The sequence below is a fragment of the Aeromonas sp. MR19 genome (assembly GCF_963899305.1).
GTDB lineage: Bacteria > Pseudomonadota > Gammaproteobacteria > Enterobacterales > Aeromonadaceae > Aeromonas > Aeromonas bestiarum.
The window spans coordinates 801610-822752 of sequence record NZ_CAWQWZ010000011.1; the positions used below are offsets into that span (position 1 = coordinate 801610).

Sequence of the window (21143 nt, forward strand, 5' to 3'; positions counted from 1 at the left end):
ATCAAGGCAGGATGGGGACACCCCGACCCTATTGCAGACTGCCCACCCGCAACACTTGCTGCAACGCCCGCTCCTGCTCGGCCGTCATCCCGGCCACCTGGGCCTGACCGTTATCCGCCAGCCACTGGGCCAGATCGGCCACCGTCTCCTCCAGCGGCCGAAAGTTGAGCCCCTGCACTATGGCCGCCTCGGCGCTGATGCGGCCATAGCCGGCATACTCCGGTAACTCGTTGGGCAACAGGGTCGGGTAGCTCTGCCAGGGCTCGACGCCGGCCGCCAGCAGCACGGGCCAGGGCACCCACTCAGGTTGCGGCGCCATGGCGGGCGCGAGTCGGGCGGCGATGCGATCCACCCAGTCCGCCAGCGCTATGCCGGGCTTGAGCAGGTTGAAGATGCCCCCCAGCTGCTGCTCGGCGGCGCGCAGCACGAACTCGGCGCAGTCGCGCACGTCCAGATATTGCAATCGATCCTGCCCCTCCCCCGGCAGCAGCCAGGGCCCCCCTTGCTGTATCCGCTTCACCCACCAGGCCAGACGGCCGGTCGGATCATAGGGGCCGCACAACACGCCGGGGCGCAGAATGCAGAGCCGCTCGCCCCAGCGAGCCCGATATTCGGCCTCGCACAACACCTTCAGGGGGCCATAGTCGGTGGGCGTCTCCCCGGCCCCTGTCTGGTGCAGCGGCGCCGACTCATCCATCCCCCGCAGGGCGAAGTCGCGATAGACGCTGATGGTGGAGATGAAGATCAGCCGCTCGCAGCGCCCGAGCAGGGCCGCCGAGAGGCTGGCCGCCTGCTCGGGCCGGTAGCAACAGGTGTCGATGGCCAGATCCCAGCCGGGCCCTTCCCCGTGCAGGGCGTGCAGATCCTTGTCCCTGTCACCGATGAGCTGAACCAGATCGCGCCAGTCCGGGTGCTGGCGATGACCCCGATTGAACAGGGTCACCTCGTGGCCCCAATCCAGCGCCAGCGAGGTGAGGTGGCGGCCCAGAAAACCTGTGCCGCCGATGATCAGCAGTTTCATCCATGTCCCTCCTGTCCGGCACTATTGGCTGTCTCGGGTATGACGCGCCTTGCATGCCGGTATTCATAGTGCCCCCACCCTACCCAAGTTGGTGGCGGGGTACAGCCTCCATGGCGCGGGGATGAGACTGTGATCACGGCAAGGCATGAGGAAAATAGTCTGGGAAAGGGAGGCAGGGAGCCCGGCCAGGCAAGGGAAGCGAGGCCTGCGTTTTGGCGCCGCCTGTGCTAAATTGCCGGGGTTTTCAGTCAGGATCCGCCATGAAGTTCGAAATCGACACCCTGGGTATCATCCGCTCTCCCTACAAGGAGAAGTTCGCCATCCCCCGCCAGCCCGGTCTGGTCAAGTCGGCCCGTGCCCGCCTCGAGCTGCTGCCCCCTTACGATCAACCGGATGTGCTGCGCGGCATTGAGCAGTTCTCTCATCTCTGGCTCAGCTTCGTGTTTCACCAGACCATGGAGCAGGGCTGGCACCCGACGGTGCGTCCGCCGCGGCTCGGCGGCAACGAACGGGTCGGCGTCTTTGCCACCCGCTCCACCTTCCGCCCCAACCCGCTCGGTCTGTCGGTGGTCGAGCTGCACGGGGTGGGTCGCGAGCGGGGCAAGCTGTGGCTGGATCTTGGCGCGGTCGATCTGCTCGATGGCACCCCCATAGTCGACATCAAGCCCTATATCCCCTATGCCGACAGCCTGCCGGACGCCCGTGGCGGCTTCGCCCCCGACGCCCCCACCCCGCCGCTGGCGGTGAGTTTCAGCCCGGAGGCGGAGCAACAGCTGCAACCCTGGCTCAAGGCCCATCCCGATCTGCGCCTGCTGGTGAGCGAGGTGCTGTCCCAGGATCCCCGTCCCGCCTACAAGAAGGGCAAGCCGGACGACAAGGAGTACGGGGTACATCTGTTCGATCTCAACGTGCGCTTTCGCATCAGCGAACCCGACTGCCTGGTGCTGGCCATAGCGCCCGCCTGATCACCAGGCGATGCGAGCAATAAAAAAACCACCCTGAGGTGGTTTTTTTATCACTCCTGATCCCTGTGCTCGGCGGCAATCTGCCTGAAAGCCCCCTCGCAGGCGAGGAAGGCATCGACCATCCCGGGATCGAAATGGCTGCCGCGCCCCTGCACTATGATGGCTTTCGCCTCTTCGTGGGTGAAGGCGGGCTTGTAGACCCGTTTCGAGATGAGAGCATCGTAGACATCCGCCACCGCCATCAAGCGGCCCGAGAGCGGGATCGCCTCCCCCGCCAGGCCGGCCGGATAACCGCTGCCATCCCACTTTTCGTGATGGGTGAGGGAGATTTCGCGGGCCAGTCGCAGGAAAGAGTTGGAACCGAGCTGGGCCTCGGCGCTGGCCAGCGCATCGGCCCCTATCTGGGGATGGCGCTTCATGATGGCGAACTCTTCGTCGGTCAGCTTGCCCGGCTTGAGCAGGATCGCATCGGGAATGCCTACCTTGCCCACGTCGTGCAGCGGCGCCGACTTGAACAGCAGGTCTATGGTGGCGTCGTCGAGGGGATAACGCTCGGCGTCGTGGCGGCTCAGGTGTTCGGCCAGCACCTTGACGTAGTGCTGGGTGCGGATGATGTGGGCGCCTGTCTCGTTGTCCCGGGTCTCCGCCAGCGAGGCGAGGCCGAGGATGGCCACGTCCCGGGTCAGGTTGAGTTCGTCGCTGCGCGCCTTCAGCTCGCCGATCATCTGGTTGGTGCTGGCGGCGATCAGGCCGAATTCGTCATCCCGGGTCACCGGCACCCGCGCATCCAGATCGCCGCACTGCACCTGTGCCATGGTGCGCGTCTGGTGCATCAGGGAGAGGGTCAGATTGCGGCCATAGCCACGAATGATGAGCCAGAGGTAACAGAAGGTCACCGCCATCACGAAGGCGATTTCCAGCAATATGTAGTGCTGGGCATCGAGCCGCGACAGGCTTCTGTCCACCGTCGCCAGCCACTCCAGATCCTTGTTGAACAGCAGGAAGAAGACGCCCCCCAGCAGTGCGAGCGTGGTGAAGGTAAACAGGGAGAACTTGCGGGAAACCGGCATGACCAGCGGCCGGGTCAGCACCAGCGAGCCCTGATGCTCCCGCAGTTTGGCCAGGTTCCAGTCCCGCACCAGCGACAGATCCGCCGCCACCAGAAAGCCCAGGGTGCTCATCCCCAACAGGATCTTGAGGTGACTCTCCAGCGGGAAGTCATACATGAGGCCGTTGTAGCCCGAGAGCAGCAGGGCCCCCAGCAGGTAGAAGCCCACCTCCAGCGCGAAGCCACCGAGCCCGCTGCCGGGCAGCACCAGCCGGTGCAACACCCGATCGCGCACGGCGAACATGATGGCGAAGACCAGCAGGGTGGGCCCCAGCAGCTGGGGTAGGGTCAGGCTCTCCAGAAACGGACAGACCTGCAACCCATAGAGGCAAAAGAGCGACAGCGTCACCCCGTAGTGCAGGGCGCAGCGCCCCGTGATTTTCTGCATAATTCCACCCTGACCGCTGTTTATTGTTATGACGGCGGGGATATGCCCCCGCCCCTCACAGGCGCCGCAGCAGCAGGCTCCCTATCGAATAGCCGGCGCCAAACGAGCAGAGCACGCCGCGGGCCCCCGCAGGAAGGTCGCGATTGTACAGATGGAACGCGATAATGGAACCCGCCGAGCTGGTGTTGCCGTAACTGTCGAGGATCACCGGCGCCTCCTGCTGGCTGGCATCGTGACCCAGCAGCTTGCGGCCGATGAACTGGTTCATGGTGAGGTTGGCCTGATGCAGCCAGAGCCGGCTCAGGGTATCCGCCGGCCAGCCCTGCTCGTCGAGCTGGCTGGCTATCTGATCGCACACCAGCGGCAGCACCTCCTTGAACACCTTGCGCCCCTGCTGGCAGAACAGCTTGTCATCGCCATAACGGGTACGCGGGCTGAGCCGGTTCAGGAAGCCGAAGTTGTTGCGAATGTTGTTGGAGTACTGGGTCACCAGCTTGCTGGCCACCAGTTGCCAGGGATTGGCCACCTTGCAATCGGCCTCCCGCTCCAGCAGCACGGCGGTGCAGGCGTCGCCGAAGATAAAGTGGCTGTCCCGATCGCGAAAGTTGAGGTGGCCCGAGCAGATCTCCGGGTTCACCACCAGCGCCAGTTTGGCGCTGCCGGCCGCCAGCATGTCGGCCGCCGCCTTGATGCCGAAGGTGGCGGACGAGCAGGCCACGTTCATGTCGAACGCCATGCCACCCGCGCCGAGATAGTGCTGCAGCTCGATGGAGATCGCCGGATAGGGGCGCGGCATGTTGGAGGCGGCGACTATGACCAGATCGATCTCACCCGGCTCGCGGCCGGCGGCGATCAGCGCCTGCTCGGCGGCGGCCACCGCCATCTCCACCATGATGGAGGGTTTGTCATCCGGGCGTTCTGCCATGAGCGGCTGCATGATGTCCGGATCCAGCACCCCCTCCTTGCTCACCAGATAGCGGCTCTTGATGCCGGAGGCCTTCTCGATGAACTCGCAGCTCGAATGCTGCTTGGCGGGGAGCTGGCCCGCATCGATGGCGGAAGCATTCTCCTCGTTGTAGAGATCCACATACTGGTTGAAGGCGGCCACCAGCGCTTCGTTGCTGACGGCAAAAGGCGGGGTATAGAGGCCTGATCCACTGATCACGATAGAAGTCATCTTTGCTCCTGGCCGGGTTCGTTCCCGGCTTGTTGGCTTTTTAGGGTAGAGAGGTCATTACAGCTGATCGATCGCCGCGGCGAGACCGGCCAGAGTCAGCGGATGCATGCGTCCGCCAACCAGTTCATTCATCAACTTGATGGAGGGGTGCCAGAGCCACTCCCGCCGCGGGACAGGGTTGAGCCACACCAGTTTGGCATAGTGCTGCTGCAGGCGGGCGAGCCACACCTGACCCGCCTCCTCGTTCCAGTACTCGACACTGCCACCGGGCCAAGTGATCTCGTAGGGGCCCATCTTGGCGTCCCCCACCAAGATCACCTTGTAGTCGCTGCCGTAGGTGCGCAGCAGCCGCAAGGTATCAAAACGCTCCTCGGCCCTGCGGTTGTTGTCCTGCCAGACGAAGTCGTAGAGACAGTTGTGAAAATAGAAGTACTCCAGATGCTTGAACTCGTGGCGCAGCGCCGAGAAGAGCCGCTGCACCTCGGCCACATGGGCATCCATGGAGCCCCCCACGTCGAAGAACACCAGCAGCTTGACGCCGTTGTGGCGCTCCGGCCTCAGCTTCACATCGAGCCAGCCCTGACGGGCCGTACTCTGGATGGTGCCGTCGAGATCCAGCTCGTCCGGGTTGCCCTGGCGCACCCAGCGCCTGAGCTTGCGCAGCGCCAGCTGGATGGCACGCTGCCCCAGCGGCGAGTCGTCGCTGAAGTTGCGATAGTGACGCGCCTCCCACACCTTGGCCGCCTTGCCATGCTGGCCCTCTCCCCCCATGCGGATCCCTTCCGGGTGAAAACCGCCGTGGCCGAACGGGCTGCTGCCCCCCGTGCCGACCCACTTGTTGCCGCCGGCGTGGCGCGCTTTCTGTTCGCTCAAGCGCTGGTTGAGGGTCGCCAGCAGCTTGTCGAGCCCGCCGAGGGAGGTGAGCAATGCCTTCTCCTCGGGGCTTAGCAGCCGCTCGAACTCCTGGCGCAGCCACTCATCCGGCAGGCTCTCGGGCAACAGGGGCGTGGCCTGCAGGCCGTCGTAATATTCGGCAAAGGCGCGATCGAAGCGATCGTAATGGGCCTCGTCTTTCACCAGCAGACAGCGGGAGAGCTGATAAAAGTCGTTCATGTCGACCGTGGCAAGCCCGGCCGACAAGGCCCCGTGCAGATCCAGCAATTCGCGCAGGCTGCAGGGCAGCTTGTGACGGCGAAGGTGGCTGAAAAAGTCGATCAGCATTCAGCTACCGCGACGCGCCAGGAAGGCGAGCTTTTCGAACAGGTGCAGGTCCTGCTCTGTCTTGAGCAGAGCGCCGTAGAGGGCGGGCACCAGCTTGCCAGGCTCACGGGTGCGCATCGCCTCGGGGGAGATGTCGTCTGCCAGCAGCAGCCGGATCCAGTCCAGCAGCTCGGAGGTGGAGGGCTTCTTGCGCAGTCCGTCCACGTCACGCAGCTCGAAGAAGAGCGCCATGGCTTCGTCCAGCAGCGCCGCTTTCAGGTTCGGATAGTGCAGATTGACGATGGCCTGCATCTCGGCCTTGTCGGGGAAACGTATGTAGTGAAAGAAGCAGCGGCGCAGGAAGGCGTCCGGCAGCTCTTTTTCATTGTTGGAGGTGATGATGACCACGGGGCGCTGGCGGGCCTTGATGCGCTCACCGGTCTCATAGACGTCGAACTCCATCCGATCCAGCTCCAGCAGCAGGTCGTTGGGAAATTCGATGTCCGCCTTGTCGATTTCGTCGATGAGCAGCACGGGCCGCTGCTCGGCGGTGAAGGCCTGCCACAGCTTGCCCTGGCGAATGTAGTGGCTGATGTCCCCCACTCGCGGATCGCCAAGCTGGGAGTCGCGCAGCCGCGCCACGGCATCATACTCATACAGCCCCTGCTGGGCCTTGGTAGTGGATTTGATATGCCAGGCGATCAGCTGGGTACCGAGCGAACCGGCCACGGCTTCGGCCAGCTCCGTCTTGCCTGTGCCGGGTTCACCTTTGATCAGTAACGGTTTTTCCAGCACTCTTGCCGCATTGACCGCCATCTTCAGCGCCTCTGAGGCGAGATAGCGATCGCTTCCTGCAAATCCCATAACGTCCATTCCTTTGACGACAAGAGACCTTTTTGAGATCGAGGCCTCAGTAAGAAAGAATAAGCTCTATATCTTGTAATAACATATTGTTATAACAAATCGTCACTTCTCATTCAGAAACCACAGGGTAATCTTGTTTCATCGCCGTAACAAACAGGGATAGCACCATGAGCAAAATTTTTGAGGACAACAGCCAGACCATAGGTCACACCCCGCTGGTTCGACTCAACCGTGTTACCAAGGGCCGCGTACTGGCCAAGATTGAGAGCCGTAACCCTAGCTTCAGCGTCAAGTGCCGCATCGGCGCCAACCTGATCTGGGATGCCGAGAAACGCGGCGTCCTGACCAAGGGCAAGGAGATCATCGAACCCACCAGCGGTAACACGGGTATTGCTCTGGCTTTCGTGGCCGCCGCTCGCGGCTATCCCATCACCTTGACCATGCCCGCCACCATGAGCCTGGAGCGCCGCAAGCTGCTCAAGGCGCTCGGCGCCAATCTGGTGCTGACCGAAGGGCCGCTGGGCATGAAGGGCGCCATCGCCAAAGCCAACGAGATCCTCGAGTCCGAGCCGGGCAAATATGTCTTGCTGCAACAGTTTGAAAACCCCGCCAACCCGGAAATCCACGAGAAGACCACGGGCCCCGAGATCTGGGATGCCACCGACGGTCAGGTGGATGTGTTCGTGGCGGGCGTCGGCACGGGTGGCACCATTACCGGTGTCTCCCGTTATCTGAAACAGACCAAGGGCAAGGCCGTGGTCTCGGTGGCCGTCGAGCCGAGCGAGTCACCCGTGATCAGCCAGCGTCTGGCCGGTCTCGAAATCAAGCCGGGCCCTCACAAGATCCAGGGCATTGGCGCCGGCTTCATCCCGGGCAACCTGGACCTGACCCTGCTGGACCGCGTCGAGCAAGTAAGCAGCGATGATGCCATCGAGATGGCCCGTCGCCTGATGGAAGAAGAAGGGATCCTGGCCGGGATAAGCTCGGGGGCCGCCGTCGTGGCCGCCGCTCGCCTGGCCGAGTTGCCGGAATTTGCCGACAAGACAATCGTCGTCATACTGCCGAGCGCCGCCGAGCGTTACCTCTCCAGCGCCCTGTTTGCCGGGGTGTTCAGCGAGCAGGAACTGCAGCAATAGGTGATCGGATTCTTTCAAAACAACGGCGCTCCCAGGAGCGCCGTTTCTTTATGAGCTAGACTGAGCACTTGGCAGCGCCACTCGGCCCCTTATTTTTTGGGGTAAAATAACAAGCTGGCGGGCGACAAAAAAAGCAGACATTCCGTGATAAATCTCATATCCTGTGCGGCGTCACGAGGTGTTTGCCGACTAGGTATCACAAAGTAACAAAGTGTTATTTTTCGTTATAAAATAATTTCAAGCCAGTATTTATGCGGCTTGTAGCGCGATAACGGAAAAGAGTTTGGGCAGACACCGAATACTGCACAGAAAATTGACCTGGATTAAACCATTGCAGGTCTGATTTCGTTACTTTACAACATATCCATACTGACACGGTGAGATAAGGAAGCGTCAAAAGCATCCATCTCTCCAAAAAATATCAATAATATGGGGTGAAACCATGTACGAGAAGTCTGTTGTTATCACTGCTGAAAACGGTCTGCACACCCGTCCGGCAGCTCAGTTCGTGAAAGAAGCCAAAGAATTCCAAAGCGAGATCACTGTGGTCTCCGGTGGCAAATCCGCCAGCGCCAAGAGCCTGTTCAAGCTGCAGACCCTGGGCCTGACCAAAGGCACCAACGTGATCATCCAGGCCGACGGCCCGGACGCTCAGAAAGCCGTTGAGAAGCTGGTTGCCCTGATGGACGAGCTGGAGTAATCCAGCTTTACTCCTCCCCCACAGTCGTTTTAATAGGAAGGATTATGATATCTGGCATTCTTGCGTCCCCCGGTATCGCATTCGGTAAGGCGCTTCTTCTGAAAGAAGATGAAATCGTTATCAATCAGGGCAAGATTTCTGCTGACCAGATTGACGCCGAGATCAACCGCTTCCTCGAAGCCCGCACCAAGTCAGCTGCCCAGCTGGAAGCCATCAAAGCCATGGCTGGTCGCACCTTCGGTGAGGAAAAAGAGGCCATCTTCGAAGGCCACATCATGCTGCTCGAAGATGAGGAGCTGGAAGGGGATATCAGATCCTTCATCAAAGACAACAAGGCCACCGCTGATAAGGCCGTCTACGAGGTCATCGAGCAATACGCCAAGATGATGGCCGATCTGGACGATCCCTACCTGCGCGAGCGCGCCACCGACTTCCGTGACATCGGAACCCGTCTGGTGAAGAATGTGCTGGGCATCGCCGTTGTCAATCTGAGCACCATAGACGAAGAGGTCATCCTGGTCGCCAAAGACCTGACCCCGTCCGAAACTGCCCAGATCAACCTGAAATATGTGCTGGGTTTCGTTACCGACATCGGTGGCCGTACCTCTCACACCTCCATCATGGCGCGCTCCCTGGAGCTGCCGGCCATAGTGGGCACCAACGACATCACCGAGCGCGTCAACAATGGCGAGATGCTGATACTGGATGCGATCAACAACCAGATCATCATCAACCCGACCGCCGAGCAGCTGACTGAAGCCAAGCAGTTCCAGGCCCAGTTCCAGGCCGAGAAGGACGAGCTGGCCAAGCTGAAAGACCTGCCTGCCATCACACTGGATGGTCATCAGGTTGAAGTCTGCGCCAACATAGGTACCGTCAAGGATACCGAAGGTGCCATCCGCAATGGCGCCGAAGGCGTGGGTCTGTACCGTACCGAGTTCCTGTTCATGGACCGTGATGCGCTGCCGACCGAAGACGAGCAGTTCAAGGCCTACAAAGAAGTGGCAGAGGCCATGCCGGACCAGCCGATCATAGTCCGTACCATGGACATCGGCGGCGACAAAGAACTGCCTTACATGAATTTCCCGAAAGAGATGAACCCCTTCCTGGGCTGGCGTGCCGTGCGTATTTTCTTCGATCGCGAAGACATCATGCATGCCCAGCTGCGGGCCATACTGCGTGCGTCTGCCTTCGGCAAACTGCGCATCATGTTCCCGATGATCATCTCCGTCGAAGAGTTCCGTAGCCTGAAGGCCACCGTAGAGACGCTGAAAGCCGAACTGCGCACCGAAGGCAAAGCCTTTGATGAATCCATCGAAGTGGGTATCATGATCGAGACTCCGGCTGCTGCCGTGATGGCTCATCATCTGGCTAAAGAAGTGGATTTCTTCAGTATCGGTACCAACGACCTGACCCAGTACACCCTGGCAGTCGACCGTGGTAACGAGATGATCTCCGCCATGTACAACCCGCTGTCACCCTCCGTCCTGACGCTGATCAAGATGGTTATCGACGCTTCCCATGACAATGGCAAGTGGACCGGTATGTGTGGTGAGCTGGCTGGTGACGAACGCGCCACACTGCTGCTGCTGGGTATGGGTCTGGATGAGTTCTCCATGAGCTCCATTTCTGTACCGCGTATCAAGAAGCTTATCCGCAACACCAACTTCGAAGATGTGAAGGCAATGGCTGACCAGGCTCTGAGCTATGCAACCGCCGCCGAAATCGAAGCCTGTGTAGATAACTTTATTAAGCAGAAGGCAGTCTGCTAAGATCGGCTGCAAACAGCGACAATCATCTCTAGGAGCTTTTACTATGGGTCTGTTTGATAAACTGAAGAAACTGGTTTCCGACGATAGCTCTGATACCGGCGGCATCGAAATTTTTGCCCCGCTGTCAGGGGAAATCGTGCCGATCGAAGATGTGCCTGACGTTGTCTTCGCCGAGAAGATTGTCGGCGACGGTATCGCCATCAAGCCGGCTGGCAACAAGATGGTTGCACCGTGCGATGGCACCATCGGCAAGATCTTCGAGACCAACCATGCGTTCTCGCTGGAATCCGACTCAGGTATCGAGCTGTTCGTTCACTTCGGTATCGACACCGTTGAACTGAAAGGTGAAGGCTTCAAGCGCATCGCTCAGGAAGGTCAGAAGGTCAAGCGCGGTGATACCATCATCGAGTTCGATCTGGCCATCCTGGAAGCGAAAGCCAAGTCTACCCTGACACCTGTGGTCATCTCCAACATGGACGAGATCAAAGAGCTGATCAAGATGACTGGCGCCGTAACCGTGGGCGAGACCCCGGTGATCCGCATCAAGAAATAATGCGCTCTGGCTGGTGCCAGTGACTGCAACAAAAAACCGAAGCCAAGCGCTTCGGTTTTTTTATGGGCCGTGCTGACCATTGACGCCGGGCTAGGTCTTGCCAAATACCACCCGATTGCGCCCCTGCGCCTTGGCCTGATACAGGGCCCGATCGGCCACCAGCAACAGGTTGTCCAGGCTCTGCCCGGCAGCCAGGGTGGCGCAGCCAAAACTCATCGTCAGCGAGAAATGGTGATGGTGCCAACTCATGGGGCTGGCAGACAACAGCTGACGCAGCTGCTCCGCCCTGGCAAGCACCCGCGAGGCGTCCGCTCCCGGCAGGATCAGCAGGAACTCCTCCCCTCCCCAGCGGGCCAGACACTCGGCCCCCTGCAGCTGCTCTTCCATGATGCGGGCAACCCCACACAGGGCAGCATCCCCGGCGGGATGGCCATACCTGTCGTTGACCTGCTTGAAGTGATCGATATCGCACAGGATCACCGAGAACATGTGGCCCTGCAGCCAGAGCGCCTGCAACTGCTGCTCGGCACCGCGCCGGTTGCCGAGCTCTGTCAGCGGGTCGGTACAGGAGAGACGACTCACCTCCTCTATCATGCAATGCAGATCGTGAATGTCGCGAAACGTCACTATGTGCCAGCCGGGCATGGCATCGGCAGTAAGCTGGGCCGTGATGGTAAACCAGCGCCGCTGGCCACTCTTGCAATAGATTTGGATGGCCATCTCAGCCACGGACGAGCCATTGGCCAGACTGGTCATGACAGCCTGATTCCAGTCCTGAATGGCCTGGGTTCTGCTCTGCTCGTCGTGATACACAGTCGCAAACCAGGCGGTCATGTCGGGCAGGTCGGCCAGGGTGTAACCCAGTTGCGCCGAGAAGGCCTGGTTCACAAACCTGTGATGACGCACGGGGATGTCCGACAGCGTGGTCGGAATGGTGCCAAGGGTGTCACCACAAATCGCTTCCGAAATGAGGATTGGAAACGGGATCACGTCAAAGGATCGAAACAGGATCTGCTGCAATTCGGTCAATATCGCCGACTCGGATATGTTCAAGGCCATTCCCTTACCAATATTTCACTCAAAAGTAAGTGAGTCTGCCGACTCGGTAAACTGGATCATGGCGTCGTTCGGACCGCCTTGGTCGCAGCGCTTTCTCCCGGCTGCCACTCCTGATAGGGACCATGGATGCCGGAGTAGATCTGGCCCAGCTGGCCGCTGGTCCTGAGCCTTTCGATGGACTGCGTCAGGAAGCGGTCCACCGCGTCGCCTCTCTCCCCCTTGGGGATGATGAACACATCGTCAAACTCGCCAAAATAGACTCGATGGATATTGGTCAGCCCCATCTTCTTGAGTGCAAAATCCGCCTCCTCCTGCGCCCAGAGGAAGGCATCGATACGGCCCCTGCTCAGCTTGCCGAGGGACTGCTCGATAGAGAGGGAACGCTTGACCGAGAAGGGCCAGAAGTCGCTCACCCCCTCGATGAGCAGATCGCGCTTGGTGTACTCGTAGCCGAGCACCATGGCTGGAGTGATAGGAGCGGCGCTGTTGCTGTAGAGCACATGGGTCACCTTGCCGAAGGTCACCGAGCTGAAGCGATAGGGCAACATGGACTCGTCGATATAGGGATTGCGCAGGGCGGGCAGATTGAAGTCCGCCTCCCCCACCACCACGCTGCGCGTCGCACGCGACATGGGGTAGACCATCACGCTCACCTCGACCCCGTCATCCAGCGCGGCTATGGCCTTGACCAGATCGACGAAGGGGCCGCTCCCATCGGAATCTATGAGCCCAGGCAAGAGCCCCAGATAGGCGGAAAAGTGCGATGGATGCTCAGGCTCTGCCGCAGAGAGGCGATCGCTGCCACTGCCCGCCACGCCAAGCAGAATTGCGCCCAGCATGAGCAGCAGCACAGCGCCCAACCCAAGATGTTTCATGACCAGATCCTCATCAGCACTGCCGTTACCAGAAGCATAGCCCTGCGCAGAGAGGAGCCTCGCCGGGCACCGCCTGAGAGATGAGAATAAAATGTTAAAAAGTTATCGAGATCAAAGTTTGGTCGAACAGGACTTGTAACATGGAGATGGATGCAAGGAGGTCCGGGCACAGGAAGCAGTCCGGATGGATAAAAAGTGATGCAATGAGCGCCCAGAGAAGGACATGAACATGTTGAAGAATACCGAACAACGTTACGGCAGCCTGAGTATCGGCCTGCACTGGCTGACCCTGCTGCTGATGATCGCCGTCTACGCCCTGATGGAATTCAGGGACATCTTTCCCAAGGGCTCGGCCGGGCGCGATCTGATGAAGGAGTTTCACTTCATGGCGGGCTTGCTGATCCTGGCACTGGTCGTGGCGCGGTTGCTGGTGCGTTTCAGCAGCCCTTCACCCCGCATAGTGCCCGAACAGTCTCCCCTGATGCTCAAGCTGGCTCAGCTCGCCCATCTGGCGCTGTATGGTTTTCTGATCCTCACCCCGCTGCTGGGCTGGCTGCTGCTGAGCGCAGGCGGCAAGCCCATCCCCTTCTTCGGGTTCGAACTGCCCGCCCTGATTGCGCCGGATGATGGCGTGAAGGGCACGATAAAGGAGCTGCACGAGACGCTGGCCAACATAGGCTATGCCCTGATCGCCCTGCACGCCGTTGCCGCCATCTATCACCACCATGTGCTCAAGGACAACACACTGACCAATATGTTGCCCGAGCGCCGCAGCTAAACAACGAGGGGCGCGCTGGCGCCCCTTTGTTCACGCCTGTTTTGCCGCCACTTCCGGTACATCGATGACCTTGGGTTTTCCCTCGGGTTGCAACTTCTTCACGTTCCCCTTACTCTCGCCAGAGACAGCTTTGCTCTCTTCCTGAGCTTGGGATTGCCCGATGAACTGGCCTCCCTTTCGAATAGAGAGGCTGCCACCTTTGAAGATCCCCTTTATCTTGCCATTTTCAAGGATCTCCACCTCGTTCGATGCGCAAGTGCCATCCAGGGTGCCATTGATGGTGACATGGGCGGCGGTCACCTCTCCCTCAACGCTGCCCCCCTCCATGATGCGAACAGTCCCTCCGCTGACCCGCAGGGTTCCGATGAACTGGCCATGTACGTCCAGATTGCCTTCCACTTGCAGCTCACCCTTGAATCTGGCGCCCTGTGCAATCACAGTCATTGCAACATCCGATACCACAGACACAGACTCATTGCGCTTTCGTCCAAACATTCTGACTTTCTCCACCATCAACATCAGCGCCATCACTAGCAGCGGCACTACGGGTAATTTGTAATATGCAGATCCCAGCACATAGAGCAGCAACGCCAAGCCCCAGCAAAACCAGATGAAATAAAGCGCGTCACCTCGTTTTCGCATGGCGATGCGACACAGGATCCTTTCAGGTACAACCGTCATTGACCATTCCCTCTTGCGGGTGCATGGATTCAAGACCGGGGTCATGACCCCTGGTTATGTCTTTTCCCGCGATATGCGGGCATGGACCTAGCTCAAGCGACCATATTGCGAAAACTCTGAAACAAAAAAGCCCCGCCATCTGGCGGGGCTGCTGGCCCTCAACTGAGTGCGTCAGGATTCAGGGCAGCACCACCCGGCTCTCGCCGCCGCCGAGGGCCTCGACCCGGATCTGCACGCCGATCCGCTCCACCAGGGTCTGCACGTGAGAGATGACACCTATCTGGCGGCCGGCCGCCTGCAGCGAGTCCAGGCTGGAGAGCGCGAGATCCAGGCTGTCCGGATCCAGGGTGCCGAAGCCCTCGTCGATAAACAGCGACTCGACCTGGGTCTGGCGCGACGAGAGGCTGGAGAGGGCCAGCGCCAGCGCCAGCGACACCAGGAAGCTCTCGCCACCTGAGAGGGAATCCACTGATCGCACCTCGTCCCCCATGTCGAGATCCACCACCTGCAGCGCCAGATCCGTGCCGGGTACCCGCTCCAGCCGGTAGCGTGGCGACAGCTCGCCGAGCTGGGCATTGGCCTCCAACAATAGACGTTCGAGCGTGAGGCTCTGGGCGAAGGTGCGCAGCTTGGCGCCGCTGGCTGAGCCGACAAGCTCGGACAGCTGCTGCCAGTGATCCGCCACCGCCTGCTGGCGACCCAGCTCCTCTTGCAGGGAGCCCGCCTTGAGGGCAGCCGCCTCGGCCTGGGCCAGGGTGCTCTTGCACTGGAACAGTTGCTCTTCCAGCTCGCGGCAATGGGCCTCGCTGGCCCCCAGGCGCAGACCAAGCTCCTGCGCAGAGAGGGCGGTCAGCTCGCCGTGATGCTCGCGATAACGCGCCAGCTTGACCTCCTCCAACGCCAGCGCCCGCTGGCGTTCGGCCAGCCGGGTGCGGGCCTCGGCCAGGGCGTCGTCCAGCTGCTGCAAGGCGACACGGCGAGCCTTGAGCTCATCCGGCCCCATGGCCAGCAGTCGCCGCAGATCATATTCGGCGATGCCCAGGGTGCTGGCGTGCGCCGCCCAGCGTCCCAGCACCTCGCGCCGGCGACGGCTGCTCACCTGCTTGTCCTGCTCAAGGTGAGTCAGCCTGGCCTTGAGCTCGGTCTGTTTCTCCCGGGCAATCCGCAAGGCGGCCACCGCCTCCTCGAGCTGGCTGGCGGCATGTGACAGCCGCTGTTGCCATTCGCCTTCGACCTCGGCGACAGGGCGGCCTCCGAGGCAGGCCTCGCGGCTGGCGAGCAAGCCCTGGCGCTGCAACTCGGCCTCCTTGTAGTCGCGCTCCAGCTTGTGCAGCAACGCGTTCTGGCTCTGCACCCGCGCCTCCTGCGCGCTCACGCCCGGCGTCAGGCTGGCGAGTTCACTGCCAAGCTGCTCCCACTCGCGCTGCCCCTGCAGATAGGCCTCGCAGGTCTGCTGCCATTCGAGCCACTGCCGGCTGCCGAGCCACTGGCGCCAGGGTTCGACCCCCATCTGTTCATCGAGTCGAGCCTCCCCCTGCAGCAGACGCTGGCGCAGCGCGGCCTCCTGCTCGGCCAGCGCCTTGAGCTCGGCCTCCCACTCTATCTTCTGCCGCTCGGCCTCCTGCCACTGCTGTTCGAACTGCTGATGACGGGCAGTCAACTGGGTCAGCTGATTGCGCAGTCCCATCAACAGCTGTTGCCCCTGTTGGGCCTGTTGCAGTTGGCGCTGGCCGGCCACCAGACCCAGCTCCAGGGTCTCTCCCTGTGCCAAGAGATGCGACAGCAGATCCGCCCACTCCGCCGGACTCTGGCGCAAGGGAAATTCGTGCCCCAGCAGGGTATTGCCACCCAGTTGCAACCAGCGCTGGGTCAGCTGTTCGGATCTCGCCTCAAGCTCAGGCTGGCGCTGCTGACGGGCGGCCAGCTGACGGGCCAGTTCCACCCGCTCGCTCTCCCCCTGAATATGTTGATGATTGAGCCGCTCCCACTCCAGTTCCAGCTGACGGGCTCGCTCGGCCAGTTGCGCCAGTATGCCGGCCACCTGCGGCTGGCTCTGGCTATAGGGATGATCCTCGGCGCCGCAGAGCGGGCAGGGGGAGCCATCGCTGAGCACGTGACGGTACTGCTCCAAGCTGGCCACGGCGCGAGCCTGCTCCAGGGCATGGCGCGCCTCGCCACGCTGGGTGGCGAGCCGTTCCAGCGCCGGCACCAGCTCATCACGCTGACCGGCCAGGCGGTGCAGATGTTGCTCGAGCAGCGCCATCTCTTGCAGCAAGCGCTCCTGTTGCTCGCTGTGATTGCGCCCCGCCTCCGCCAGCTCCAGCAGTTGCCGCACCCGCGCCAGCTGCTCGGTCTGGGCCTGCCGCTGCTCCTGCGCCTTGGCGACCTGGCCGTCCCACTCCTGCGCCTGCAACTGATCGTGCTGCTGTTGCAGCCGTGTGCGCTCCTGCAGCCAGTAGTCCCGCTCCTGCTGACCCTGCTCCAGCCGGCTGTTGAGATCCCGCAGGGCATGGCCCTTGTGCTCACGACTCTGCAGCAGATGTTGCAGCTGATCCCGACCCTCGGCCCAATCCTGCATGGCCGCCAGCAAGGGTTGCCACTGGCGCGCCAGGGGGGCCAGCGCCTTGCGCTCATCCAGCCAGAGTGCCCATTGCTGGCGCCGGGTCTCGAGTGCCTGCACCCGGCCCGCCTGCTGTTGCCACTCCTGCTGCAGCGCCAGTTGCAGGGTGCGCGCCTGCGCCCCCTGCTGCTGGACGTCCTGCAACTGGCTGCCCTTCTCCCTGATGCGGGTATCCAGCTCCTGCGCCCGCTTGAGCTCGGGTTGCAGCGCCCCCCATTCACGCTCGGCGGCTATCTTGTCGGCCAGCAGTTGCTGCTCGCGCAGCGCGGCCTGCTGTTGTGCCAGTTCAACCTGTGCCAATTCGGGCCCCAACTGGCCGATTAGCTGCTCCTGCTGCTGCACCTCCAGGGTGAGGCGCGCCAGCTCGTCGTGATCGGCGCGGGCCACCTGGGCCTGCTCGGCGCGGGCAAACTCCTCCCGCTCGGGCGCTGCCTGGGCGTGAGCCGCTTCGGCGGCGGCCAGTGCCGCCTGCCCCTCCTGACAGGCCAGCAACTGGGCGGCGATGCGATCGTTGAGATCGCGCAAGTCCTGCAACAACTGGCGCTGCTGCTGCTCGTGCTTGAGGCCGGTGGAGAGGCTCAACTGTTGGGTGACCCACTGCTCGCGGGTCACCTCGTCCATCAGCGCCACATCGCCGAGCCTTTGCCCTATGGCGGCCAGCTTTTGCTGCTCCTCCCGCGCCCGCTCATGGGTCTGGATGGAGATGGCGGAATAGAGCTCTGTGCCCGTCATGCGCTCGAGCAGAGCGGAGCGCTCGTCGGCACTCGATTTGAGAAAGGCGGCAAACTCCCCCTGGGGCAGGATCACGGCGCGGCGGAACTGCTCCCAGGAGAGCCCCACCAGCTCGTCGATGCGCTCCTGCAGCTCCCGCTTGCTGCCGGAGAAGACCTGACCCGACGCCACGTCAGTCAGGCTGCGCTCCTGAGCCTGAAAGCGCCCCTCGGAGCGGTTGCGGGCCCGGCGCACCGCCCAGCGCGCCAGCCAGATGCGACCGTCACAGCCGCGAAACTGCACCTCGGCACAGCCGCTGGCGTGGCCACGGCTGAGGATGTTTTTCACATCATTGGCGGTTAATTTTTCTTTTTCGTCTTCATCCGCTCGACCAATTTTCTCAACATTCTTGCGGTTGGCGATAAAGCGCGGCATCTCGTCGTACAGCGCCAGACAGATGGCATCGAGCAGAGTGCTCTTGCCCGCGCCCGTGTTGCCCGTGATGGCAAACAGACCGGCGGCGCCGAGCGCCCCCCTGGTAAAGTCGATGGTGAAGGCCCCGGTCAGACTGGCCAGGTTCTCACCGCTGAGGGACAGGATCTTCATGCGCCGGACTCCTTCACCTGTTGCAATATCTCTTCAAACGAGGCCACCAGTTCGGCCCCGGGTTCACCGTCAAACTGGCGCTGATAGCAGAGCCGAAACACCTCCGTGGGGGAGAGCTCATCCAGCCTGCGCTGATGGGTGCCATCGGCCAGCCCCTGCCCGGATCCCAGATAACGGGTGCTGATGCGGGCCAGGCGCACCGGCTTGCCGGCCATGGCCGCCAGAATGCGCTCGCGGATGCGGGCCTCAGGTCTGGGCAACAATAGTCGCACTTCGAGGAAAGGCTGTGCTTCTTGTTGGCAAGCGGGTAGCGCCAGCGCCTCGATGGCCTTGAGCGCCCCTTCCAGTTCGCTCTCGGGCAGCCGGATCATCTCCACCGCGCGGGGCACAGGGAGCCGCTCCAGCCCCACCAATTGGCCCCCCTCAAGTGTCACTTCCAGCACCTGATGGTTGTAGTTGGCCTCGGCGAGCGAGAGCGGCAACGGCGAGCCGCTGTAGTGCACACCGGGGGCCGGGCTCTGGGCCAGATGCAGGTGCCCGAGCGCCGTGTAATCGGCGGCGGCGAAGATGTCGGCCGGCAGGGCGTGCTGGTTGCCGCCCAGCACCCGCCGCTCGGATAGCTCGGATAGCTGGCCCGCCGCCAGATAGGCGTGGCCCATGGCGATCAGCGCCTGATCGGGTTCACAGCGCGCCCGCCCGGCACTCAACACCTCTTCATAGACCTGACGAACCCCCTCGATCAGCCGATCCTGCCCCTCTTCAAGCTGCTCGACCCTCAGGTCGCTGCTGCGCAGGAAGGGGACGGCGGCGCACCAGGCGGCTATCTTGCCCTCCCTGTCTTGCAGCGGCACCAGCAGGCGATCTGTCTCAAGCCTGCCATCACAGTCCCGGCTGATGCTGCCCACCAGATGCAGGTCGAAGGCCCGCAGCAGCTCGTGGGGCGCATCCAGCTTGGAGGGAGAGTCGTGATTGCCGCCGATCAGCACCATGTTGAGACGGGGCATCTCGGCCCGCAGCCTCGCCAGGAAGCGATAGAGCTGCTGCCAGGCGCTGGCGGGAGGGTTGGCGGTGTCGAACAGATCGCCCGCCACCAGCAGGGCGTCGATCTGCCGCTGCTTGATGGTGTCGGTCAACCAGTCGAGAAAGGCGTCGTGTTCGAAACGGCGTTCATGGCCATGGAGTTGATGGCCAAGGTGCCAGTCGGCTGTGTGCAGGATCTTCATGAGGAAACGGCTCGAAATGGAGGAGCGGTGCCCACGGCACCCAATGCAGACAAGATGAGGATACGCCACCCTTTTTTCAAGCAAAACAGGTCGGTGGCGTCAGATTCAGGCGGGCTCGCAACACATCTTGTACTGGGGATGGCCGGTGAGGGGATCGAACTCCTCCCCCTCGATCACGAAGCCGTGGCGGCGGTAGAAGCGCACCGCCTGATCGTTTTCCACGAACACCCGCGCATGCAGCCTGGCCCCCTGCGACTTGGCCTCCTGCAGCAGGGCATGACCCACGCCGCGCCCTTGACGGTCGGGTCGCACGAACAGGGCGGCGAGGTAGTCATCCACCAGCGCCATGAAGCCGAGCAGCTCGCCGCGCTCCTCGAATACCCAGATGCGGGCGTGGTCGAGATAGCGGGTGCGCAGATCTTCCTGGGCCTGCCACCAGCAGGAGGCATCGACGAAATCGTGGGCCTGCAGGGAGGCCAGCAACCAGATTTCGACGATCTCTTCCATGTCCTCTGACCGACTCGGCCTCAACATATCTGCATCCTTGTTAACAACTTGAACACCCGCAGTCTAGGGGAGTTTGATGACAGGGTTGGGGGCGAACATGGCTCCCTGTGAACTCGATCGCCCTTTATTTAGCGAGAATGATTGGCTGATCACAAAGCGCCTCTCTAGTACAATGCCCGCCGGACAATCTATGAGACCGAGGACGCCATGTGGTTTAAAAACCTGCAGATTTATCGCTTTACCCGCCCCTTTGACCTGACAGTGGATCAGCTGGAAACCCAGCTTGAGGCCTGCGCCTTCACCCCTTGTGGCAGTCAGGACATCTCCCGGTTCGGTTGGGTCAAGCCCCTTGGCAAATTCGGCTCGACCCTGACCCACTCGGCCGCCGGCCACATCCTGCTCTGTGCCCGCAAGGAAGAGAAGATGCTGCCGGGCTCCGTCGTCAAGGAGATGCTGGCGGAGAAGGTAGAAGCGATCGAATTCGAGCAGGGCCGCGCCCTCAAGAAGAAAGAGAAGGAAGCGCTGAAGGAGGAGATACTCCACACCCTGCTGCCCCGTGCCTTCAGTCGTACCAGCCAGACCTTCGCCTGGATCAATCCGGCCGACAATCTGATGGTGGTGGACGCGGGCTCCGCCAAGAAGGCGGACGATCTGCTGGCCCTGCTGCGCAAGAGCATAGGCACCCTGCCCGTGGTGCCCGTGGCCCTCAAGAATCCGCCCGAGATCACCATGACCGAGTGGCTGAGCGAGGGCAATCTGCCCGCCTCCTTCGCGCTGGAAGACGAAGCCGAGCTGCGCAGTGCCATGGAGCACGGCGGCATCATCCGCTGCAAGCAGCAGGATCTGATGACCGACGAGATCAAGAACCACCTGTCCAACGACAAGCTGGTGACCAAGCTGGCCCTCAACTGGGGCGAGACCCTGAGCTTCGTGCTGGGGGATGACATCTCCATCAAGCGCCTCAAGTTCAGCGAAGAGCTGCGCGAGCAGAACGACGACGTGACCAGTGAAGATCCGGCCGCCCGTCTGGACGCCGACTTCGCCCTGGTGACCGCCGAGCTGGCCCAGTTCATCCCGGCGCTGTTTGCCGCCCTGGGTGGCGAAGAGCAGTCCATCTAGCCCGGCCTGCTTCACCAAATTGCAAAAACCGCCCCAGGGCGGTTTTTTTATGGCCGGCGCTGACGGATGGGGCCTATTGA

The 21143-nt window shown here is 61.7% G+C and carries 18 protein-coding genes; 7 read left to right on the plus strand and 11 right to left on the minus strand.

Annotated features, from left to right (window positions below):
• Positions 1-28 precede the first annotated feature (28 nt).
• Positions 29-1021 carry an NAD-dependent epimerase/dehydratase family protein gene (locus AACQ95_RS09370; RefSeq protein ID WP_241278419.1) on the minus strand — a complete coding sequence of 331 codons (993 nt, stop codon included), beginning with the start codon at positions 1019-1021 and terminating at the stop codon, positions 29-31.
• 260 nt (positions 1022-1281) lie between these two features.
• Between AACQ95_RS09370 and tsaA the strand changes: the two genes are divergently transcribed.
• Positions 1282-1986 carry a tRNA (N6-threonylcarbamoyladenosine(37)-N6)-methyltransferase TrmO gene (gene tsaA / locus AACQ95_RS09375; protein WP_241278420.1) on the plus strand — a complete coding sequence of 235 codons (705 nt, stop codon included), beginning with the start codon at positions 1282-1284 and terminating at the stop codon, positions 1984-1986.
• Positions 1987-2036: 50 nt separating this feature from the next.
• Here the strand turns inward: tsaA and AACQ95_RS09380 are convergent, their stop codons facing one another.
• Genes AACQ95_RS09380 through AACQ95_RS09395 form a run of 4 tightly spaced genes read right to left on the minus strand, consistent with a single transcriptional unit; the run spans position 2037 to position 6723 of the window.
• Entirely contained in the window at positions 2037-3482 is a 1446-nt protein-coding gene (locus AACQ95_RS09380) for an HD domain-containing phosphohydrolase (RefSeq protein WP_241278421.1), read from the minus strand.
• Between the two features lie 55 nt (positions 3483-3537).
• On the minus strand, positions 3538-4659 hold the full coding sequence (locus AACQ95_RS09385; RefSeq protein ID WP_241278422.1) for a beta-ketoacyl-ACP synthase III: 1122 nt from the start codon (positions 4657-4659) through the stop codon (positions 3538-3540).
• 57 nt (positions 4660-4716) lie between these two features.
• The gene (locus AACQ95_RS09390; protein ID WP_241278423.1) at positions 4717-5880 is read right to left on the minus strand and encodes a vWA domain-containing protein; all 1164 of its coding nucleotides are present in this window, start codon (positions 5878-5880) and stop codon (positions 4717-4719) included.
• Positions 5881-6723: an AAA family ATPase gene (locus tag AACQ95_RS09395; RefSeq protein WP_241278424.1), complete on the minus strand. Its 843-nt coding sequence runs from the start codon at positions 6721-6723 to the stop codon at positions 5881-5883. It lies immediately after the preceding gene.
• A 167-nt stretch (positions 6724-6890) separates the two neighbouring features.
• Between AACQ95_RS09395 and cysK the strand changes: the two genes are divergently transcribed.
• The 4 genes from cysK to crr all read left to right on the plus strand — a co-directional run bounded on the left by cysK (position 6891) and on the right by crr (position 10884).
• Positions 6891-7859: a cysteine synthase A gene (cysK, locus tag AACQ95_RS09400; RefSeq protein ID WP_042871008.1), complete on the plus strand. Its 969-nt coding sequence runs from the start codon at positions 6891-6893 to the stop codon at positions 7857-7859.
• Positions 7860-8301: 442 nt separating this feature from the next.
• Positions 8302-8559, plus strand: a complete 258-nt coding sequence (locus tag AACQ95_RS09405) for an HPr family phosphocarrier protein (protein ID WP_241278425.1) — start codon at positions 8302-8304, stop codon at positions 8557-8559.
• Positions 8560-8603: 44 nt separating this feature from the next.
• Positions 8604-10331: a phosphoenolpyruvate-protein phosphotransferase PtsI gene (gene ptsI, locus AACQ95_RS09410; protein WP_241278426.1), complete on the plus strand. Its 1728-nt coding sequence runs from the start codon at positions 8604-8606 to the stop codon at positions 10329-10331.
• A gap of 43 nt (positions 10332-10374) precedes the next feature.
• Positions 10375-10884, plus strand: coding sequence for a PTS glucose transporter subunit IIA (crr, locus tag AACQ95_RS09415; RefSeq protein ID WP_042871003.1), 510 nt, complete (start codon positions 10375-10377; stop codon positions 10882-10884).
• Positions 10885-10974: 90 nt separating this feature from the next.
• On the opposite strand, the gene AACQ95_RS09420 is transcribed toward crr, so the two are convergent.
• Complete coding sequence (locus AACQ95_RS09420; protein ID WP_416016018.1) at positions 10975-11943, minus strand: sensor domain-containing diguanylate cyclase; 969 nt, start codon at positions 11941-11943, stop codon at positions 10975-10977.
• 56 nt (positions 11944-11999) lie between these two features.
• The gene (locus tag AACQ95_RS09425) at positions 12000-12818 is read right to left on the minus strand and encodes a transporter substrate-binding domain-containing protein (RefSeq protein WP_241278428.1); all 819 of its coding nucleotides are present in this window, start codon (positions 12816-12818) and stop codon (positions 12000-12002) included.
• Between the two features lie 229 nt (positions 12819-13047).
• Here AACQ95_RS09425 and AACQ95_RS09430 point away from each other — a divergent pair, with 229 nt between their 5' ends.
• The gene (locus AACQ95_RS09430; RefSeq protein ID WP_241278429.1) at positions 13048-13596 is read left to right on the plus strand and encodes a cytochrome b; all 549 of its coding nucleotides are present in this window, start codon (positions 13048-13050) and stop codon (positions 13594-13596) included.
• A 30-nt stretch (positions 13597-13626) separates the two neighbouring features.
• On the opposite strand, the gene AACQ95_RS09435 is transcribed toward AACQ95_RS09430, so the two are convergent.
• From AACQ95_RS09435 to AACQ95_RS09450, 4 genes are all read right to left on the minus strand, one after another.
• Positions 13627-14277 (minus strand): bactofilin family protein, encoded by a 651-nt coding sequence (locus tag AACQ95_RS09435; RefSeq protein ID WP_241278430.1) that lies wholly within the window; start codon positions 14275-14277, stop codon positions 13627-13629.
• A 178-nt stretch (positions 14278-14455) separates the two neighbouring features.
• Positions 14456-18214, minus strand: a complete 3759-nt coding sequence (locus tag AACQ95_RS09440; RefSeq protein ID WP_241278431.1) for an AAA family ATPase — start codon at positions 18212-18214, stop codon at positions 14456-14458.
• A complete protein-coding gene (locus AACQ95_RS09445) occupies positions 18211-19437 on the minus strand; it encodes an exonuclease SbcCD subunit D C-terminal domain-containing protein (protein ID WP_241278432.1) in 1227 nt (408 codons plus the stop codon). Before AACQ95_RS09445 ends, AACQ95_RS09440 begins: the two co-directional genes overlap by 4 nt.
• A gap of 105 nt (positions 19438-19542) precedes the next feature.
• Positions 19543-19971, minus strand: coding sequence for a GNAT family N-acetyltransferase (locus AACQ95_RS09450; RefSeq protein ID WP_043556397.1), 429 nt, complete (start codon positions 19969-19971; stop codon positions 19543-19545).
• Between the two features lie 180 nt (positions 19972-20151).
• On the opposite strand from AACQ95_RS09450, the gene rdgC reads away from it, so the two are divergent.
• Positions 20152-21063, plus strand: a complete 912-nt coding sequence (rdgC, locus tag AACQ95_RS09455) for a recombination-associated protein RdgC (RefSeq protein ID WP_043137930.1) — start codon at positions 20152-20154, stop codon at positions 21061-21063.
• The last annotated feature ends 80 nt before the right edge of the window (positions 21064-21143 follow it).

Excerpts from the sequence above, each read along its gene's own strand:
- AACQ95_RS09370 (WP_241278419.1), bottom strand. The coding sequence starts at position 1,021 with ATGAAACTGCTGATCATCGGCGGCACAGGTTTTCTGGGCCGCCACCTC.
- tsaA (WP_241278420.1), top strand. The coding sequence starts at position 1,282 with ATGAAGTTCGAAATCGACACCCTGGGTATCATCCGCTCTCCCTACAAG.
- AACQ95_RS09380 (WP_241278421.1), bottom strand. The coding sequence starts at position 3,482 with ATGCAGAAAATCACGGGGCGCTGCGCCCTGCACTACGGGGTGACGCTG.
- AACQ95_RS09385 (WP_241278422.1), bottom strand. The coding sequence starts at position 4,659 with ATGACTTCTATCGTGATCAGTGGATCAGGCCTCTATACCCCGCCTTTT.
- AACQ95_RS09390 (WP_241278423.1), bottom strand. The coding sequence starts at position 5,880 with ATGCTGATCGACTTTTTCAGCCACCTTCGCCGTCACAAGCTGCCCTGC.
- AACQ95_RS09395 (WP_241278424.1), bottom strand. The coding sequence starts at position 6,723 with ATGGGATTTGCAGGAAGCGATCGCTATCTCGCCTCAGAGGCGCTGAAG.
- cysK (WP_042871008.1), top strand. The coding sequence starts at position 6,891 with ATGAGCAAAATTTTTGAGGACAACAGCCAGACCATAGGTCACACCCCG.
- AACQ95_RS09405 (WP_241278425.1), top strand. The coding sequence starts at position 8,302 with ATGTACGAGAAGTCTGTTGTTATCACTGCTGAAAACGGTCTGCACACC.
- ptsI (WP_241278426.1), top strand. The coding sequence starts at position 8,604 with ATGATATCTGGCATTCTTGCGTCCCCCGGTATCGCATTCGGTAAGGCG.
- crr (WP_042871003.1), top strand. The coding sequence starts at position 10,375 with ATGGGTCTGTTTGATAAACTGAAGAAACTGGTTTCCGACGATAGCTCT.
- AACQ95_RS09420 (WP_416016018.1), bottom strand. The coding sequence starts at position 11,943 with ATGGCCTTGAACATATCCGAGTCGGCGATATTGACCGAATTGCAGCAG.
- AACQ95_RS09425 (WP_241278428.1), bottom strand. The coding sequence starts at position 12,818 with ATGAAACATCTTGGGTTGGGCGCTGTGCTGCTGCTCATGCTGGGCGCA.
- AACQ95_RS09430 (WP_241278429.1), top strand. The coding sequence starts at position 13,048 with ATGTTGAAGAATACCGAACAACGTTACGGCAGCCTGAGTATCGGCCTG.
- AACQ95_RS09435 (WP_241278430.1), bottom strand. The coding sequence starts at position 14,277 with ATGACGGTTGTACCTGAAAGGATCCTGTGTCGCATCGCCATGCGAAAA.
- AACQ95_RS09440 (WP_241278431.1), bottom strand. The coding sequence starts at position 18,214 with ATGAAGATCCTGTCCCTCAGCGGTGAGAACCTGGCCAGTCTGACCGGG.
- AACQ95_RS09445 (WP_241278432.1), bottom strand. The coding sequence starts at position 19,437 with ATGAAGATCCTGCACACAGCCGACTGGCACCTTGGCCATCAACTCCAT.
- AACQ95_RS09450 (WP_043556397.1), bottom strand. The coding sequence starts at position 19,971 with ATGTTGAGGCCGAGTCGGTCAGAGGACATGGAAGAGATCGTCGAAATC.
- rdgC (WP_043137930.1), top strand. The coding sequence starts at position 20,152 with ATGTGGTTTAAAAACCTGCAGATTTATCGCTTTACCCGCCCCTTTGAC.